We start from the raw sequence: 15,831 nt of genomic DNA, 5'->3' as shown, positions 1-15,831 counted from the left end.
GTAAGCTTGCCCGGCATTCAGGCCATTTCAGAATTTCTTTTTATTAATGATATCCATAAACCCATCCCTAAATTTTTCGCTGACAGGGATTCGTTTATCGGCAATATAAATGTGGTTATCTTCAATTTTACTAAGCTGTTCATAATTGATGATATAGGAATTATGAACCCTGATAAATGGCGGGTTAAGCTGCTCTTCAATATCTTTTAACCGGCGGTATATCAGCAATTGCTCGTGGCTGGTTACCAGCCTTACATAATCCTTTTCGCCTTCAAAATACAGGATATCTCTTAACATTATCTTCCGTAATGTTTTACCCGATTTTACAAAAAATAAATCATGGGCCTGCGCTGCATCCTGTGCTTGCTCTGGTTGGTGTTTTGCAAAATAAGCTTCTATTTTTTGTACCGATGACAGGAATCGTTTTAGGGTAATGGGTTTCAGCAGGTAGTCGACGGTGTTAAAGATGTAGCTTTCCGCAGCATATTCTGAATAAGCTGTGGTGAAAACAATTTTGGTTCGGGTTGGCAACAGGGTAGCCAACTCCATACCGGTGAGTTGCGGCATATTAATATCCAAAAAAATAAAATCAACCTGGTTTGTTTTTAAAAACGCAAGCGCTTCCAAAGCGTTATAGCATTTAGCGTTTAACTGCCACTGGGTGCTTTGTTTTATCAGCAACTCCAGCAGGTCAACCGCGTCTGGTTCGTCATCAATAATAATGCAGCTTAAATTCATTGGAGCGGTATTTTTAGCAATGCGGTGTATAACCCAGCACCGGTATCAATAGTCAGCTCAAAATCCGCACCATATAACATGGTGAGCCTTTTTGTTAAATTGGCTATCCCAAATCCCTTTGATGGCCCGGTTGCTGTTGATATAATTGTACGATTGCTGGTTTTAAAAATCAAATAACCATCTTTTTGGACCAGCGAAATATTCACCTCATTTTGCAAGAGCGACTTATCGATCCCATGTTTGAAAACATTTTCAACAAAGGTCATGAGCAACATAGGCGGAATACGCAGTTCGGGGTTATATGCCTTCTCGAAGTTAATGGTAGCGCCGTGCCTTATCCGGATTTTTTCGAGTTCCATATAATTTTCAATAAACGCAACTTCGGTGTTTACAGGTACTACATCTTTGGGGCTTTCGTCAACAAAATAGCGCATGATATCCGATAGCCGCTCTATTAAACCGGCCGATATCGGATCAACCTTATACACTTTGTAATAAATGTTATTTAACGTATTGAACAGAAAGTGCGGCTGCACCTGCGATTTAAGCAAATTAAGCTCGGCCTGGCTTTTTTGCAGCATTATTTCTTCTGTTTGTTGTTTCAGGGCAAAATAGGCAATGGATATCCGAAAAATCAGGCTGAGAACATAGATGAGTATACCGCCGGGAACATAGCCAAGCAGTGTGGGCAAACTTAGTTGCCCTGTTTTCATTAATGCATAATGCTGGTACAAGGTTATTAATAGGTAACCCCGCAAAATCCCCATAAACAACAGGAAAATTATCACCAGGATACCATACCAAACAAATTTTCCCTTCTGATAAAATACAGGGTATAAGATAAGGATGTTGCCATAAATAATAATGGCATACGATGTTGTGTTGACTACCGTATAGATAACCGATTTAGGCAAACCATCCATCGGCAACAACGAAAAGAAAATTAACAGCAGTACGGCCGCCCATATCAACACCTGGAGCTGAATAATGCCCGGTTTGTACCTGGATATTTCCATCAAATTTCCCCGTTTTTTTAAATTAAGGAACCAGCAGGCAGCATTATGAATTACTTATTCTTAATGTATGCAGGTTGCTCTATTCAAAAATACCAACCTTTTTTGTTTTCGGGTACTGTTTTACACCGTTGGGGTATTTTCCACGATAATTACAGCAAAAATTCAGATAACCGGGTGGGTATTCAGGAACCGGGAGCTACAATCTAATTCCCCGGTCAATCATTTCCGAGGCTAATTTTGCCGGAATTGGCCTACATGCACAATTTTTTTGATGCTGCAGGTGCCAGTCCACGCGCTCATCGAAGGTTGGGTTTTTAGGCATCGGATTATCCAGGTGCCATTGTTTATTTATTTTCATGCCTGTACAGGTACGTGATAAGCCTAAAATTCAGGAACTGAATCCATCGGGTATGGATAAACCAACAAGGGAACTGTTGTATTTGCAGCAATTTTTTTAGTAACGCTCGATTTAAGAAAGAAATCAAGCAGGTTGCTTCTCCGGTGAACCATCACCAGCATATCCGGCTTTTCGGTTTCCAGTACCCCGGCCAATCCTTTTTTCACATCTTCGTTAGGAAAATTACGGTAACTAATACGTTTATAATCAACCTTAAGTACCACCTCCTGCATAAACGAATTTTCTGCTTTGTTATGTTTGGTATCGGCAGGCAACTCGGGGTTCACATTGCCTATCACTATGTTGGCAGCATATTGATGCGCCAGGCCGGCTACCGCATTTATATATTTAACATCGTTGGGATCAAGGTCGCTCGCAAAAATGAGTCTTTCAATATGTTTGATCGCGGCATTTTCAGGAATCAGCAGTAAAGGGAGTTTGGTATCGTCAATAAGTTCGCGACAATTATTACCTAACACAAATGTAGATACGTTGTCGGCCCCATGGGTACCTGCAACCAGCAGCACAATGCTTTTATCTTGCTCAAGGGCTGCCAGGGTGTTTACAACCGGGCCTTCTTCGCATCGGCAGCTAATTGCGGGCATAAACGCACCTGGCAAAGGCCTTTCGTGCAGGCCGTGTTTTAGCTTATCGCATAACTTCTTTAAAGTTTTTTCCGCATCTTTTTTTATTTCTTCGTACTCGTAAACGGGCCAGGCCAACTGGGCGGCAGCCATGGGTACATCTGCCGGCACCAGGAATGCATTAAACAGCAAAACATCTGCTTTTATTTTTTTGGCCAGGTGCAGGGCATATTTGGCTATATGCTCTGAACGCTCAGAAAAATCGATAAGTACGGCTATAGTTTTCATGATGACTCAACTTTAATAAGATATTATAAAGTTGGGTAAAAGCGTTGGGCCAAAAAATGAGCCCCGTCACTTAAAAGCTTGTCCTCAATCAATATCTGCTATAAAGCAAAAGCCCTGAAACAAAAAAAGCTACCTGCTTAGCAGATAGCTCCCGTAATATATGATGGACTTTTGCAAAAGTCGGGCTTATATGCCAATTACGCTACGGCCCATACCGGCGGCTAAAATGGCTTTGTTTTCAACTAAATGGGTTACAGCAAAGTTGCTGCTTTTAACATTCGACTGAATTGCCCTGTTAAGGTTTAATTCTTGTGTTGCGCCTTTTAAATCTGCTGTCGCGTTATCTTTTACAGTTAAGGTAGTGCTAAAAGCATCTAAGTTTAAACTAGCTACCGCGTTGTTATGTAAATCAACGTTAAATTCAATTTTTGACAGTTTACCGAATGATGTTACGGATGAGTTATCAAATACCGAAACTGAACGCAGGTCGGCAGCGCTTACCCAAACTACCAGTTTTTCGGTGGTATAAGAGGCAATGCTTAATACGCCATTTTTGGTTTGCACCAAAGCACGTTCGGCATAGTATTTATTGTAAACTTTTACCTGGTCGCGGGTGGCATCAGAGATGTATAACTCTACATTACCATGAACTTCTATTTTATTGATGGTGCTGATATCATTTAATACAGTGAAGGCATCAATTGTTAGTGACTTGGCGTAGGTTGATTGTGTTAATCCTAACACAACAACAAACATTGTGATTACGGATAAAATTTTGGTTTTCATTTTTGTATTTTTTTAATTGTAATTGTTAATTAATTGCATTGCTTACCTATGAATGCAACCAAAAAACGGGGCCAATTTTAACCCGATATTGTCGCCCTGTGGGGTTATATATTGGTGTCCTGTTTTCCACTGCAAAGGTGTGATTTCCTGGCATGAGAATATTCATCTTAGTGTAATAATTACACTAAGATTTAAAAGAACTTCATATTATATAAAAATCATATATATAATTGACTATCAATATATTATACAACACCTACGACTCTTGCTATGCTATGTAAAGTTATTTATGCCAGCATCCTATCCCTCAAGAACAGTTTTCGGGCGGCGTAAAATGACGTGGCGTGCTGAGTTTTTTTACGGCGAATAGTACATTTATGACACCGGTAGGGCAGACAAATACATCTTGGTTAGCATGAACCGCACCAATCGCAGGCCTATACTGGACCCTGCTAATTATTCAGCTACAACAATAGTAGATTTGACTACGCCATGGAACCTTCGGATACATATCTTTGAACTGACAAAATAAGGAGCGGTGAAGATGATTAGTTAGGAAATTGCCGTTGCCTTTTACTAAAATTAAGTATATTGTGATATGCCAAATACGCAACCCAGGCGGTTTAAAACAATCAGCGAATTTCACCAGTTCAGGGGTTTGCCTAAGCCGGAGCATCCGTTAATAAGCGTTATAAACTTAGAAACCGTTACCCAGGTACCCGGTGCCGAAATGAGCATGGTAAAAGATTTTTATTCGGTTGCATTAAAAAGAAATTTTAATGCGCGAATGAAATACGGACAGCACGATTATGATTTTGACGATGGTATCATGTTTTTTATGGCACCCGGCCAGGTGTTAAAAATTGAGACCGATTTGAATGCCGCATTAAATCAGTCCGGGTGGATGTTATTATTTCATCCCGATTTTTTGTGGAACACGCCTTTGGCTAAATCAATTAAGCGCTATGAGTATTTTGATTATTCGGTAAAAGAAGCCTTGTTTCTGTCGGAGAAGGAGGAAAACATAATTGGAGCGATGATGCAAAACATCCAGCAGGAATATCATTCAAACATTGATAAGTTTAGCCAGGACATCATTATCGCTCAAATTGAAGTATTGCTCACCTACTCCGAACGGTTCTATCAACGCCAGTTTATTACCCGTAAAATAGCTAACCACCAGGTTCTTGATCGCTTGGAAGCTATTCTTGCCGCCTATTTTAGCAGCGAGGCCCTGGCACAAAAAGGACTGCCTACAGTTACTTACATTGCCGAAACACTAAATGTATCGCCCAATTACTTAAGCGGCTTATTAAAAATATTAACAGGACAAAGCACCCAGCAGCACATTCACGATAAGCTGATAGAAAAGGCAAAAGAAAAACTATCCACTACCAGTTTATCAGTAAGCGAAATTGCCTACGAATTAGGGTTCGAACATCCCCAATCGTTTAGCAAATTATTCAAAACAAAAACCCATTTTTCGCCGCTGGAGTTCAGGCAATCGTTCAATTAACGGGCGGTAACATGGGGAGAGGCTGCCTTTAGGGGCAAAGGCTGCCTCTTCCTATAGTGCCCTCGCACAAGAGATCACAAGATCTGCGCTAAAATGGAACGTAGCGCTCACACAACGTCATCCGCAGGCTAAATACAACCTACCCCAGTTTTACACCTTTTACATACTGGTTCAGTTTTTCCAAGTTCTGTTTCAGCCCTTCGTCGGCTTTAAAGGTTTTTACAACCTGTATAAATTGCTCGTGCGACTCGAACAGCATATGCCAGCTGAGCTCCGTTTGTTCGCCCTTTGCATCAAACTCAATGGTGGCAACAAACTTAGGGCTACTTACATGTTCATATACTATTTTTTTAAGCGGGATAACCTCTTTGAATATGCTTTTGTTTTTATAATCAGTTCCGTCGGGGCCATGCATTACCAGGTCCCACTCGCCTTCGGGCTTAACATCCATTTTACTAATGGTGTTTGTAAAACCGTTTGGGCCCCACCATTTGGCAATATGCTCTGGCTGGGTCCATACTTCCCATACCAGTTCAACCGGGGCATCCAATGTTCGGGTTAGGCGTAATTCGCGGTCGGCAGTGTTACTTTTTGTGTTTTCCATTTCGTTCATTTTTTAATTGTACTACATAGTTTTCAAGATTATCTAATTTACTTTCCCAATGCTGGCGGTACTGGTCTATCCAGGCCGATACCTCGCCGAGCTGATCGAGGCGGGCTTCGCAAAACCTGTCGCGTCCATGTTGCTTAACGGTAATAAGGCCGCAATCGGTCAGGATCTGGATATGCAACGATATGGCCTGGCGTGTAACATCAAAGTTTGCGGCTATAGTATTCACATTATGCTGCTGCGTAGCAATCATGTTAATTATCGCTCTCCGCGTAGGGTCGGCTATGGCCTGGTAAACGTCTCGTCTGGTTTTCATTATTTGCAAGTACTTACTTGCAAATATAAACGCAAGTATTTACTTGCGCAAATGTTTTTTATTTAAGTTTCCACCCGTTGTACCAGGCTGTTATATGTTAAAATATTTTTTTACCAGGAAAACAATTAGCTGAATACCATATCTTTAACTATCGTTAAAAATGTACCGGAAACTCATTTTACTTTTATTGCTGAATGGCGTATGGGTTGCTGCGCACTCACAAAAGCTGGATAAAATCCAGTTTTATCGAAGGGGATATTAGGTGGCCTGATGAATGAAGCCGTGGCGGCGGCCACCATGAAGTTTAAAAGAATCATGAAGCAATAGCATAAGAGGCAATTAGGAGTTGGCAATTCATCGAAATGTTATATTCGACATCAAAAATTAAAATGGACTTTTGGGGAACACTATTTATAGGAGCTACTTCTATAATAAAGCCACAGTGCCATCCCCAACCCTATCATTACCATAGCCATGCTAAACGGAAAAATATACATCAACCCGAACTGGCTGGCCACAAAACCAACCAGTGGGCCGGTTAAGCCCAACGACATATCGATAAACAGGCTGTAGCCGCTCAGCGCAGCCCCTTTGTTAGATGCAGGCACCAGTTTAACCGCCTCGACACCAAGTGCCGGGAATACCAGCGAAAAACCAAGCCCGGCAATACCCGCGCCTATTACAGCCAGGTAAGGCATAGGGGCCAGCCATAGCACCAGTAAACCAACCACCTCTACCGAAAGGCAAACGAGGGTTGTTTTCATGCCACCATATTTGTTAATGGCTTTTGAAAACAACAAGCGCCCCAAAATAAACATACCACTAAAGGCCGACAGGCACAATACTGCTCCCTGCCATTTCAGCGCCATGTAATACAGCGTTATAAAGGTTGAAATAGTACCAAAACCCAGGCCGCCAAGCCCCATAGCAATACCGTACGGTGATACTTTTTTGAGCACCTGCAAAAAGCCCTGGCGGGGCGCTTTACTGCTGCCTTGCAACGCCGTTTTATTTTTGGCATATAAAAAACCTCCAAAGGCAAGCACCGCAATCAGTAAACTAATGGCGCCCAAACCAAAACTATTACTGATGATAACTCCAAGCGGCGCGCCCACAGCGATACCGCCGTAGCTGGCAATACCATTAAATGATATTGCTTTGGCTGTGTGCTCGTCGCTGGTGGCAAATATGGCCCAGTTTATGGGGCTCGATCCTACAAAGCCTTCGCCTATACCGGTTACCAGCCGGGTAACTATCAGCATACCCAGGCTTATCAGCGGCGTATCGCGCAGCAGCCAGGCAAAAAGCAGCATTACGCCGCTTACGGTAAAAGCAGCCATGCCCATGGTAACCGCAGGCTTTGGCCCCCGTTTATCTACCATGTTACCGGCAAACATGCGGCATAAAAAGGTAGTGATATACTGCAGGCTGATGACGATGCCCGCTACCACAGCGCTAAACCCCAGTTTTTGATGGATAAATACCGGCAGCACAGCCAGCGACAGCCCGATGGACACATAGGCGATAAACGTAAATGCTACAAAACCGATTATGGTTAAGCTAACCTTTGATGATGTAGTATCTGTGCCAATTTCTGCCTCCATGCGTATTCAATATTAATAATAACGCAAATTTAAGGATATGACAGTCAGCAAGGTAATTTAGATCGTGTATTTTTTACACTTTACATTGATATAACATTTTCAGGTTAAGTCTAAGTCGTAAGTCCTAAGTCTGAGTTGTCATTTTTGACTTAAAACTCAAGACTTTCGACTAAATACTTGCCCCACATCCTCAAAGCATTAAAACTTAATACTCAAGCTTAACGTTCCTCGGGTTGGGTTTTGAGGCGCCAGGCGGAACGACCAGTATTTTTCGTTGGTCAGGTTATCCAGCTTAAAGCCTATGCGGTATTTAGGCTTATCGTAAAATACCGTGGCATCAATGGTAGTATATGATGGGATAACAAATTTAAATGTTTGTGTATTGGTTTGGTACGATTGGCTGCCGTAGTTGCCCCCTACCCCGGCGCCCAGGCCCTGCAGCCCGCCGCTTACAATACGATAACTCATCCACAGGTTTGCCAAACGCGCGGGGCCGGCGTTGGCCGGGCGTAAACCTTGCAGGCCGGTACCTGCGGCGGCGTTTGTTATTTTACTATCATTATAGGCAAAGCCTGCAACAATATTAAAGCCTTTAAACGGATTGGCAATCAACTCCGCTTCGATACCTTTGCTTAGCTGTGTACCTGCCTGGGTCGAAAAGCCGGCGTGCGCGGGGTCGTCCATGGTGGTATTGGTTACCGAAATATCGTAGTAACTCACTGTCGAGCTGATTTTATGATCCCAGGCATCAACTTTTATCCCGCCTTCCCACTGGTTGGCATATTGCGGCTTAAATGGGGTATTATCAAAACTGGTGGCACTTACGTTGTTAAACCCATTCATATAATTGCCAAATAACGATACCTGCCCTTTAACCAGTTCGTAAACCATACCCAATTTGGGCGACCAGGCCGTTTGCTTAAAATTGCCCGTTATTTTGCCATCGGCCGGCGTATAAGCGCCTTTGTTATCAAACCTGTCAATACGGATGCTGGCCATGGCGTTTAACCTATCGGTAATGTTAAACACATCTGATACATAGGCCGCATATGAGCTTTGGTTATTCTGAACGTAATCGCTGGCTTTAGGCGTAGCTGCCGCAACCAGTGCCGAAAGTTTATCGGCAGTAAAATTGTTGTACGCCGCTCCCGGGTCAAGGTAGCTTATAGCGGGCATTGTTACGGTAACATTGGCATTATTGCTTTTTTGGTTATAATACTCCACCCCAGCTACAATACGATTCCGGAACTGACCGATCTTAAAATCGCCTATAAAATTTTGCTGAACGTTGGTTATGTAGTACGGGTAATCTTCTTTGGTAGCCTGCTGTTTTATCTTTTTTACACTATCAACCAGGGTTAACAGGGTAACAAACCCCTTGGTGCTTGAGTAGGTTTTATTAAACATGGTCTGCGATTTCCAGTTATCTGATATCTTGTATTTTATCAGCCCGTAAACGTCAATTTGCCTGCTCAGGTAATCAACACTGTTATTGGCGAAGGATCGTTTGTAGTCAATCCCCAGGTCTTTAACATTATAAATCTTTCCTTTGGTATCCGGTGCCAGGCGGTAGGCCGATGTCGCATTTGAATTGCCTATTTCTAAATTTAAATCAACCGATAAACGATCGTTTACGATATAGGTAATGCTGGGGGCCACAAAAAAGCTGCGGTTAAAACCGGCATCCTGAAAGCTGTGCTCGTTATGCAAAGCGGTATTAACCCTAAACAATACGGTTTTATCTGCATTTAGGGGCAGGTTTACATCGGCAGTAAGCCTGTTAAGGTCAAAGCTACCGGTTTGGTAGGCAATTTCGGTGCGGGCGGTTTCAAAGGGTTGTTTGGTAACCCGGTTAAACAAACCGCCAAACGATGCAAGGCTGCTGTTAAATAAGGTACCGGTGGGGCCTTTAATGGCCTCAATCTTTTCAATATCCGCCGGGTCTATACTGTTAAAATTATAGCCGGCAACACTGTTACGGATAAAATTGCCGGTTACAAAACCGCGCGACAACAAGGTTGTGCGCCCGTTGTTATATACCAGCGGAACGCCGGTACCCGGAATATTTTTAAATCCATCTACATAACTGGTTACCACCTGCTCTTTCATCAGTTCGCTGGTAACTACACTGTACACTTGCGGGTTCTCAAGGTTTTTGAGGGGCAGGCGGGCAACATCTTCGGTTTCCTTTTTCAAAAACTTGTTGTGCTTGGCGCTTTGTATGTAAACCTCCTGCAATTGCTTCCCGCCTTCGCTCAAAACAAAATTTACAGTAGTGGTTTCGCCGGCGGTTACGATTATCTGCCTGGTTTGGGTTTGCAGGCCAATAAAACTGGCAACCAATGTGTAGTTGCCTGGTTTAATATTTTTAATGATATAATGACCACTTTGCGTGGTAACCTCGCCCTGGCTGGTTTCGGTAATGGTAATATTTACATATTCCGCGGCTTTACCGTCGGCTGTTTTTACTGTTCCTTTTACCGCTCCGTTTGATGCAACCTGGGCAGATACCCGGCAAGAAATTATAAGGAGCGCAAATAAAGAGGCGAGTTTTATACCGTTGAAGACTTTTAATAAAACGGGGCGGAATTTAATAGATGTTGAGGGGCAGGTAGGGGTAAAATGCATAGTTTTACTTAAATAATAAATTTTAACAGATTGTTATTTGCTCGGTATGAAGTTTGGCGACCAAGTGCCGGGCTATTTTTTGTGCAAAGTTATTTTTATTTAGATTAATTACAAATAAGAAGGGAAACTAATTAGCATATCTAATGTATCGTGGTTATTTTAGTAAATTCCACTATGAAAATTTTGCCCGCGTTAAGGGAATTTAAATACCTGCTGGTCTTCACATTTTTAGCTGTCGGCAGTCATTTAAAGGCCCAGGAAACCTACACCATAAAAGGCACCGTACGCGATGATACCGGCCCTTTGCCGGGGGCAACCGTTTTCCTTACGGGTACCAAAGCCATTACAGCCTGCGATAATGATGGTATATTTCACCTTGATCATGTTTCGCCGGGGCAGTATGTTTTGGTGGCCAAAATGATTGGGTTCGAGCCGCTTTCCATGCCGGTTGTTGTTAAGAATCACACAGTACAACTGGGCCTGGTTTTAAAAACCAATACTAATAAACTCAAAGAGGTTATCATTACTGCCGATAATAATTGGGAAGAGCATTACCGGGAGTTTAAAAAATGGTTCCTGGGTACCACCCCAAATGCCGGCGATTGTGATATTTTGAATCCCAAAGTATTATTTTTCCACTACGATAAGCAGAGCCTTACGCTTACGGCAAGCGCCGATGAGTTCCTGATCATTCAAAATAAAGCCTTAGGCTATCGCATAAAATACCTGTTAACCAATTTTGAGTACGATAACACCAATAATATTCTACGGTACCAGGGTTATCCGTCTTTTGAAGAAATGCCCGCTAAAACCGTTAAGGAAGCAGCCCGATGGAAAAAGAACAGGGAAACAGCTTATAACGGATCTATCATTAATTTGATGAAAGCCATTTATAACGATAAGGTTTATGAAGCCGGCTTCGAGATTTATAAACTGCTGCATAAGCCGCCCATCGGCACAAAATATAGCAATGAAAACCGCATGACCTTTGATGACCACCAAGTAACGGTCGATTCGCTGGTGACGCCTGCTGCCGATAATTTAAAAAACTTCACGTTTAAAGATGCCTTGTTTGTGGTTTACACCAAAGAGCGCAACCCCGCAGGGTTTGAAAACAGCGGATTTAAAATTGAGAGGCCCGTACGGGCAAAATTCCCTAACGGGCAAATGTCGATGGTTAACCTGTTGGAAAACAACATAACTATTGATAGCCAAGGCAATTACAGCCCAACCAATGGCCTTTTATTTGAAGGCTTTATGGGATGGGAACAAATTGCCGATTTAACGCCGTTGGAATTTGGGAAGGAAGAAAAATAAAGCCATATTTAGATCTCTATATAAACCAAAATGTTAAAAAAAGGCGAACACATTGAAGGTACCCCAACCGAGCTACAGGTACTGCTTAACCAGGAACCCGAGGCTATGGAGTTTTTTGAAAGCCTATCTAAATCATACAAGCAGGGTTACTGCGATTGGGTAGGCTCGGCAAAGCAGGAAGATACACGCAAAGTGAGGGCCGATAAGGCAATGATCATGCTTCGGAATAAGCAAAAAACGTTGAAGACTTAAGATGCGATCATCCTTGATAATCTGTTTAAAAACCATTAACATCTTTAAAGATTAACAAATGTGGTATTTGGGATCCTGGTTAAGGTGCGGCCTTTTTATTACTCTATGTATCATTGCCCTCACATTCAGTTGCCAACAAAAGTCAGTTGAGAACGGTTCCTTTGTTAAAATCGAATCAGATCTGAGCAATTTTGGGGTAGAATCAGAATGGTATCCGTCAATCCATTGCCTGATAAACCTGGCAAATAATTCAAGTAGCTGTAAAAAAACCTACGATAACTCTAAGTACAAAGATTCTACTTATTCGTTAAATAAAAACGACATGCAACAAATTGACAGGATACTCAAGCATACTGATTTAAAAAAATTGAAAAATAAATATTCTGTTAGCGTTCCAGATCAGCCCAAATCGATAATAACGTTTTATACCGCTACAGACAAAATTGTAATTGAAGATTATGGATTACAGGGAGAATATCCTTTGCAGGACTTATATAAAATAATTTACAAGCTCTGACCAATATGCCACTTATACCCCACATCTGCACCACCTGCGGCGTACAATACCCTCCATCGGCCACGCCGCCATTAGCCTGCAAAATTTGCGAAGACGACCGCCAGTATGTAAACCCAAAGGGACAAAGCTGGATAACGCTTACCGGTTTAAATCAGCGCTATAAAAACGTAATTGAGCAGGTTGCCCCAAATTTGTATGCCATTTATACCGGGCCCGCTTTTGGTATAGGGCAGCGTGCCCACCTGCTGATAACTCCAAACGGTAATATTTTATGGGATTGCATCAGCAATATTGACCAGGAAACTATTGCCGAAGTGAATAAACTTGGCGGCATCAAAGCCATCGCCCTATCGCACCCGCACTATTTTACCACGATAGTGGAGTGGAGTAAAGCCTTTGGCGATGCACCTGTTTACATTAATGCACTGGATGAAGAGTGGCTTTGCCGGAAGGATGCACCATTACATTTATGGGATGAGCAGGAAATTACCTTGTGGGACGATATTAAATTGATACGCAGCGGCGGTCACTTCCCCGGAGGCAGCGTTTTGTACAGCCCGCAAAATGACGGCTTATTGTTAGTTGGCGATGTGATACAGGTAAGTCCCGACCTTAAATCGGTATCATTTATGTATAGCTATCCCAATCTTATCCCACTGCCCAAAAAGGATATTTTGCAAATACAGCAATCCATCAGTCACCTTAAATATCAAGCCATGTATGGTGCTTTTGGTCGTTATATTTTAAAAGACGCTATGGCGGTGATGGATTTTTCGGTAAACAGATACCTGCGCATTTTTGAAGAATAATGTTTTAAACCAGTCTTGTTTTTTGAAACCGATATTGCAGGCGCTCGTACATATCGCCCACAAAAAGCCGCTCGTCCACCACCGTAAAACCCAGGCTGGTATACATAGATTTTGCCTTGGGGTTATTTTTGCTAACCAGCAGGCCTGTGGTGAAATACCCTTTATCAGCTGCATATTCGGCAAATGCTTTAATGAGCTTTTTGCCTATCCCCTTACCCTGGTGACCGGGGAATACGCTTAGGCAATCAATATAATATTCGCCGGGCTGGGTTTCGTCTTCCACCGGTTGTTCAAAGCCGTAAGTTGCTTTAATGTATTGCAAAAACGGCCCCCTTAATGCGGCCAGTTTAGCACCATCATAACCGATGATCATGCCGCAAAGGCCGGATTCATCCTGGTAAACTAAAGCATTTTCATAACTGTATTGATTGCCTGTTTTACCGGCGAACAGCTCAAAAAGGGAACCGGCCTCGTTTACATCCCTACCATTTACAAATTTCGGCGCGAGTTCACCCATGGCAAGGATAATGAGTTGGCTTAGCGTGGGTGCGTCTGCGGCTGTTGCGGACCTTATCATATCGTAAAGTTAGTTAATATAACCACCGTACAGTAATATGCTTGAGTGAACATCTTATATAAATATATTTGTTATATAAATCACATTTGCCTTTGTGTTAAAAAAGGGAGGGAAAGTGCGATTCTTCTCTCGGGAACTAAAATAATTGCAGGGCGTTTACCTGAACGCGGGAGGCGCAATTATGCGTCTCTACGGAAAAAATGCGCACCTTTTCATTTCTTGTTGTAGGTCAAGTTTCCCCAACCAATGTCACCGTACTTTTGATGTAAATAAAACAGCAACTCATAAAATAATCGACATCATGGAAAATACAGTAAACGGCATTCACCACATTACAGCAATAGCAGGCAATGCCAAACGCAATTATAATTTTTATGCCAATGTACTGGGTTTACGCCTGGTTAAAAAAACAGTAAACTTCGACGATCCTGAAACTTACCATTTATATTATGGCGATAAAGAAGGTACGCCCGGTACTATCCTTACTTTTTTCCCCTGGGAAGGTATTACTGCAGGTCGCAGGGGTGCACGCCAGGCTACCGAAATTGGTTACTCGGTTCCTGAAAACAGTTTTGATTTTTGGCTGAAACGTTTTGATGCCAACAATATCATATATAACAAGGTATCCGAAAAATTTGGTGAGCCATACCTTACCGTTTTAGATCCCGACGGCTTAAAACTGGAACTGATAGCTTCAAAAACTGCCGATAACCGTTTGCCATGGGAAACTACAGATGTTAAGGCCGAAAACGCCACCAAAGGTTTCCACAGCGTAACCATTACAACCAATAAAATGCAGCCTACTGCCGATATTTTAACCGGTGTGTTTGGCTACCGTTTACTGGAGCAGCACGTAAACCGTTACCGCTTTATTACCGATGCAGTTGAAAATGCCGCCATTGTTGACCTGGTTGAGGTTGCCGGCGAAGTTGCTGGCCATGTAGCCGGCGGATCGGTTCACCACGTTGCATTCCGCGTTAAAAACGAGGAGGTGTTGATGCAATACCGCGAGAAAATTGCCGCCCTTGGTTTGCATATCACCGATAAAATAGACAGGAACTATTTTTACTCGCTGTACTTCCGCGAACCAGGTGGTGTATTGTTTGAATTGGCTACCGATAATCCCGGTTTTGCTGTTGACGAACCGGTTGACGAATTGGGTACCCATTTAAAATTGCCTGCTCAACACGAAAGGTTCCGCAGCACTTTAGAGAAAACATTACCTCAATTATATTGATCATGTACGCACATCAAAAAAACTATATAACCACAGGCACCCCGGCAACCGAAGCCGGGGCCGCCCTGGTCATGATTCACGGCCGTGGCGGCACTGCCCAAAACATTGCCAGCCTGGCCGATAGCTTAAATGTGCAGGGTATGGCCATTTACGCCCCGCAGGCAACCAATAATAGCTGGTACCCCTACAGCTTTATGGCAGGTGATAAAATGAACCAGCCGGCTTTAAACTCGGCTTTGGATACAATAGATCAACTGGTGCAACAGATTAAAACTGACGGCATCTCCGAAGAAAAAATTTATTTCCTCGGATTTTCGCAGGGGGCCTGTTTAACGCTGGACTATATTACCCGCCATGCCAAAACATATGGCGGTGCCATGGCGTTCACCGGCGGCCTGATAGGCGAGGTCCTCGACCTTAATAACTACCAGGGTAATTTTAACGGGACACCCGTACTGATAACCACCGGTAACCCCGACCCGCATGTACCATTAACAAGGGTTGAGGAAAGTGTTGCCATCATCAAAAATCTCGGTGCTGATGTAACCCTTAAAGTATACCCCGACCGGCCGCATACCATCACCCAACAGGAGATTGACCTGGCCAACCAGCTGGTATTAAATAATTATTGATAGTTAA

17 protein-coding genes are annotated in these 15,831 nt (G+C 42.8%); 8 read left to right on the top strand and 9 right to left on the bottom strand.

Annotated features, from left to right (window positions below):
- Positions 1 to 27 precede the first annotated feature (27 nt).
- Positions 28 to 738: a LytR/AlgR family response regulator transcription factor gene (locus AC1DV1_RS01730; protein WP_477354282.1), complete on the bottom strand. Its 711-nt coding sequence runs from the start codon at positions 736 to 738 to the stop codon at positions 28 to 30.
- Positions 735 to 1,754 (bottom strand): sensor histidine kinase, encoded by a 1,020-nt coding sequence (locus AC1DV1_RS01725; RefSeq protein WP_477354278.1) that lies wholly within the window; start codon positions 1,752 to 1,754, stop codon positions 735 to 737. The genes AC1DV1_RS01730 and AC1DV1_RS01725 overlap by 4 nt, the downstream gene beginning before the upstream one ends.
- Before the next feature lie 45 nt (positions 1,755 to 1,799).
- On the opposite strand from AC1DV1_RS01725, the gene AC1DV1_RS01720 reads away from it, so the two are divergent.
- Positions 1,800 to 1,961 (top strand): hypothetical protein, encoded by a 162-nt coding sequence (locus AC1DV1_RS01720; RefSeq protein WP_477354275.1) that lies wholly within the window; start codon positions 1,800 to 1,802, stop codon positions 1,959 to 1,961.
- A 174-nt stretch (positions 1,962 to 2,135) separates the two neighbouring features.
- On the opposite strand, the gene AC1DV1_RS01715 is transcribed toward AC1DV1_RS01720, so the two are convergent.
- A complete protein-coding gene (locus tag AC1DV1_RS01715) occupies positions 2,136 to 3,023 on the bottom strand; it encodes a universal stress protein (RefSeq protein ID WP_477354272.1) in 888 nt (295 codons plus the stop codon).
- Between the two features lie 186 nt (positions 3,024 to 3,209).
- A complete protein-coding gene (locus tag AC1DV1_RS01710) occupies positions 3,210 to 3,809 on the bottom strand; it encodes a GIN domain-containing protein (protein ID WP_477354269.1) in 600 nt (199 codons plus the stop codon).
- Positions 3,810 to 4,407: 598 nt separating this feature from the next.
- Between AC1DV1_RS01710 and AC1DV1_RS01705 the strand changes: the two genes are divergently transcribed.
- Positions 4,408 to 5,325 (top strand): helix-turn-helix domain-containing protein, encoded by a 918-nt coding sequence (locus AC1DV1_RS01705; RefSeq protein WP_477354266.1) that lies wholly within the window; start codon positions 4,408 to 4,410, stop codon positions 5,323 to 5,325.
- Positions 5,326 to 5,464: 139 nt separating this feature from the next.
- Here AC1DV1_RS01705 and AC1DV1_RS01700 read toward each other — a convergent pair whose 3' ends face one another.
- The 4 genes from AC1DV1_RS01700 to AC1DV1_RS01685 all read right to left on the bottom strand — a co-directional run bounded on the left by AC1DV1_RS01700 (position 5,465) and on the right by AC1DV1_RS01685 (position 10,483).
- Positions 5,465 to 5,929, bottom strand: coding sequence for an SRPBCC family protein (locus AC1DV1_RS01700; RefSeq protein WP_477354263.1), 465 nt, complete (start codon positions 5,927 to 5,929; stop codon positions 5,465 to 5,467).
- Complete coding sequence (locus AC1DV1_RS01695) at positions 5,910 to 6,251, bottom strand: ArsR/SmtB family transcription factor (RefSeq protein WP_477354260.1); 342 nt, start codon at positions 6,249 to 6,251, stop codon at positions 5,910 to 5,912. The genes AC1DV1_RS01700 and AC1DV1_RS01695 overlap by 20 nt, the downstream gene beginning before the upstream one ends.
- A 407-nt stretch (positions 6,252 to 6,658) precedes the next feature.
- A complete protein-coding gene (locus AC1DV1_RS01690; RefSeq protein WP_477354257.1) occupies positions 6,659 to 7,855 on the bottom strand; it encodes an MFS transporter in 1,197 nt (398 codons plus the stop codon).
- A 198-nt stretch (positions 7,856 to 8,053) separates the two neighbouring features.
- Complete coding sequence (locus AC1DV1_RS01685; RefSeq protein WP_477354254.1) at positions 8,054 to 10,483, bottom strand: TonB-dependent receptor domain-containing protein; 2,430 nt, start codon at positions 10,481 to 10,483, stop codon at positions 8,054 to 8,056.
- 174 nt (positions 10,484 to 10,657) lie between these two features.
- On the opposite strand from AC1DV1_RS01685, the gene AC1DV1_RS01680 reads away from it, so the two are divergent.
- The 4 genes from AC1DV1_RS01680 to AC1DV1_RS01665 are packed head-to-tail and all read left to right on the top strand — an operon-like array spanning position 10,658 to position 13,378.
- Complete coding sequence (locus tag AC1DV1_RS01680) at positions 10,658 to 11,800, top strand: carboxypeptidase-like regulatory domain-containing protein (protein WP_477354251.1); 1,143 nt, start codon at positions 10,658 to 10,660, stop codon at positions 11,798 to 11,800.
- A 30-nt stretch (positions 11,801 to 11,830) separates the two neighbouring features.
- Positions 11,831 to 12,052, top strand: coding sequence for a YdeI/OmpD-associated family protein (locus AC1DV1_RS01675; RefSeq protein ID WP_477354248.1), 222 nt, complete (start codon positions 11,831 to 11,833; stop codon positions 12,050 to 12,052).
- A 58-nt stretch (positions 12,053 to 12,110) separates the two neighbouring features.
- Positions 12,111 to 12,569 (top strand): DUF6438 domain-containing protein, encoded by a 459-nt coding sequence (locus tag AC1DV1_RS01670; RefSeq protein WP_477354245.1) that lies wholly within the window; start codon positions 12,111 to 12,113, stop codon positions 12,567 to 12,569.
- Positions 12,570 to 12,574: 5 nt separating this feature from the next.
- On the top strand, positions 12,575 to 13,378 hold the full coding sequence (locus AC1DV1_RS01665) for an MBL fold metallo-hydrolase (RefSeq protein ID WP_477354242.1): 804 nt from the start codon (positions 12,575 to 12,577) through the stop codon (positions 13,376 to 13,378).
- A 4-nt stretch (positions 13,379 to 13,382) separates the two neighbouring features.
- On the opposite strand, the gene AC1DV1_RS01660 is transcribed toward AC1DV1_RS01665, so the two are convergent.
- Complete coding sequence (locus AC1DV1_RS01660; RefSeq protein WP_477354238.1) at positions 13,383 to 13,955, bottom strand: GNAT family N-acetyltransferase; 573 nt, start codon at positions 13,953 to 13,955, stop codon at positions 13,383 to 13,385.
- A 301-nt stretch (positions 13,956 to 14,256) separates the two neighbouring features.
- On the opposite strand from AC1DV1_RS01660, the gene AC1DV1_RS01655 reads away from it, so the two are divergent.
- Both AC1DV1_RS01655 and AC1DV1_RS01650 read left to right on the top strand, forming a co-directional pair.
- The gene (locus AC1DV1_RS01655) at positions 14,257 to 15,192 is read left to right on the top strand and encodes a ring-cleaving dioxygenase (RefSeq protein WP_477354235.1); all 936 of its coding nucleotides are present in this window, start codon (positions 14,257 to 14,259) and stop codon (positions 15,190 to 15,192) included.
- A 2-nt stretch (positions 15,193 to 15,194) separates the two neighbouring features.
- Positions 15,195 to 15,824, top strand: coding sequence for an alpha/beta hydrolase (locus AC1DV1_RS01650; protein WP_477354232.1), 630 nt, complete (start codon positions 15,195 to 15,197; stop codon positions 15,822 to 15,824).
- Positions 15,825 to 15,831: the final 7 nt, after the last annotated feature.

The organism is Mucilaginibacter sp. P4_D1, assembly GCF_056401935.1.
Note: the sequence above shows the minus strand (reverse complement) of the source record. Positions and strands in the feature narration are given on the sequence as shown.

Coding starts and splice junctions, on each gene's coding strand:
- AC1DV1_RS01665 (WP_477354242.1), top strand. CDS start 12,575: ATGCCACTTATACCCCACATCTGCACCACCTGCGGCGTACAATACCCT.
- AC1DV1_RS01720 (WP_477354275.1), top strand. CDS start 1,800: ATGAATTACTTATTCTTAATGTATGCAGGTTGCTCTATTCAAAAATAC.
- AC1DV1_RS01655 (WP_477354235.1), top strand. CDS start 14,257: ATGGAAAATACAGTAAACGGCATTCACCACATTACAGCAATAGCAGGC.
- AC1DV1_RS01695 (WP_477354260.1), bottom strand. CDS start 6,251: ATGAAAACCAGACGAGACGTTTACCAGGCCATAGCCGACCCTACGCGG.
- AC1DV1_RS01680 (WP_477354251.1), top strand. CDS start 10,658: ATGAAAATTTTGCCCGCGTTAAGGGAATTTAAATACCTGCTGGTCTTC.
- AC1DV1_RS01690 (WP_477354257.1), bottom strand. CDS start 7,855: ATGGAGGCAGAAATTGGCACAGATACTACATCATCAAAGGTTAGCTTA.
- AC1DV1_RS01730 (WP_477354282.1), bottom strand. CDS start 738: ATGAATTTAAGCTGCATTATTATTGATGACGAACCAGACGCGGTTGAC.
- AC1DV1_RS01710 (WP_477354269.1), bottom strand. CDS start 3,809: ATGAAAACCAAAATTTTATCCGTAATCACAATGTTTGTTGTTGTGTTA.
- AC1DV1_RS01670 (WP_477354245.1), top strand. CDS start 12,111: ATGTGGTATTTGGGATCCTGGTTAAGGTGCGGCCTTTTTATTACTCTA.
- AC1DV1_RS01660 (WP_477354238.1), bottom strand. CDS start 13,955: ATGATAAGGTCCGCAACAGCCGCAGACGCACCCACGCTAAGCCAACTC.
- AC1DV1_RS01705 (WP_477354266.1), top strand. CDS start 4,408: ATGCCAAATACGCAACCCAGGCGGTTTAAAACAATCAGCGAATTTCAC.
- AC1DV1_RS01685 (WP_477354254.1), bottom strand. CDS start 10,483: ATGCATTTTACCCCTACCTGCCCCTCAACATCTATTAAATTCCGCCCC.
- AC1DV1_RS01715 (WP_477354272.1), bottom strand. CDS start 3,023: ATGAAAACTATAGCCGTACTTATCGATTTTTCTGAGCGTTCAGAGCAT.
- AC1DV1_RS01700 (WP_477354263.1), bottom strand. CDS start 5,929: ATGGAAAACACAAAAAGTAACACTGCCGACCGCGAATTACGCCTAACC.
- AC1DV1_RS01650 (WP_477354232.1), top strand. CDS start 15,195: ATGTACGCACATCAAAAAAACTATATAACCACAGGCACCCCGGCAACC.
- AC1DV1_RS01725 (WP_477354278.1), bottom strand. CDS start 1,754: ATGGAAATATCCAGGTACAAACCGGGCATTATTCAGCTCCAGGTGTTG.
- AC1DV1_RS01675 (WP_477354248.1), top strand. CDS start 11,831: ATGTTAAAAAAAGGCGAACACATTGAAGGTACCCCAACCGAGCTACAG.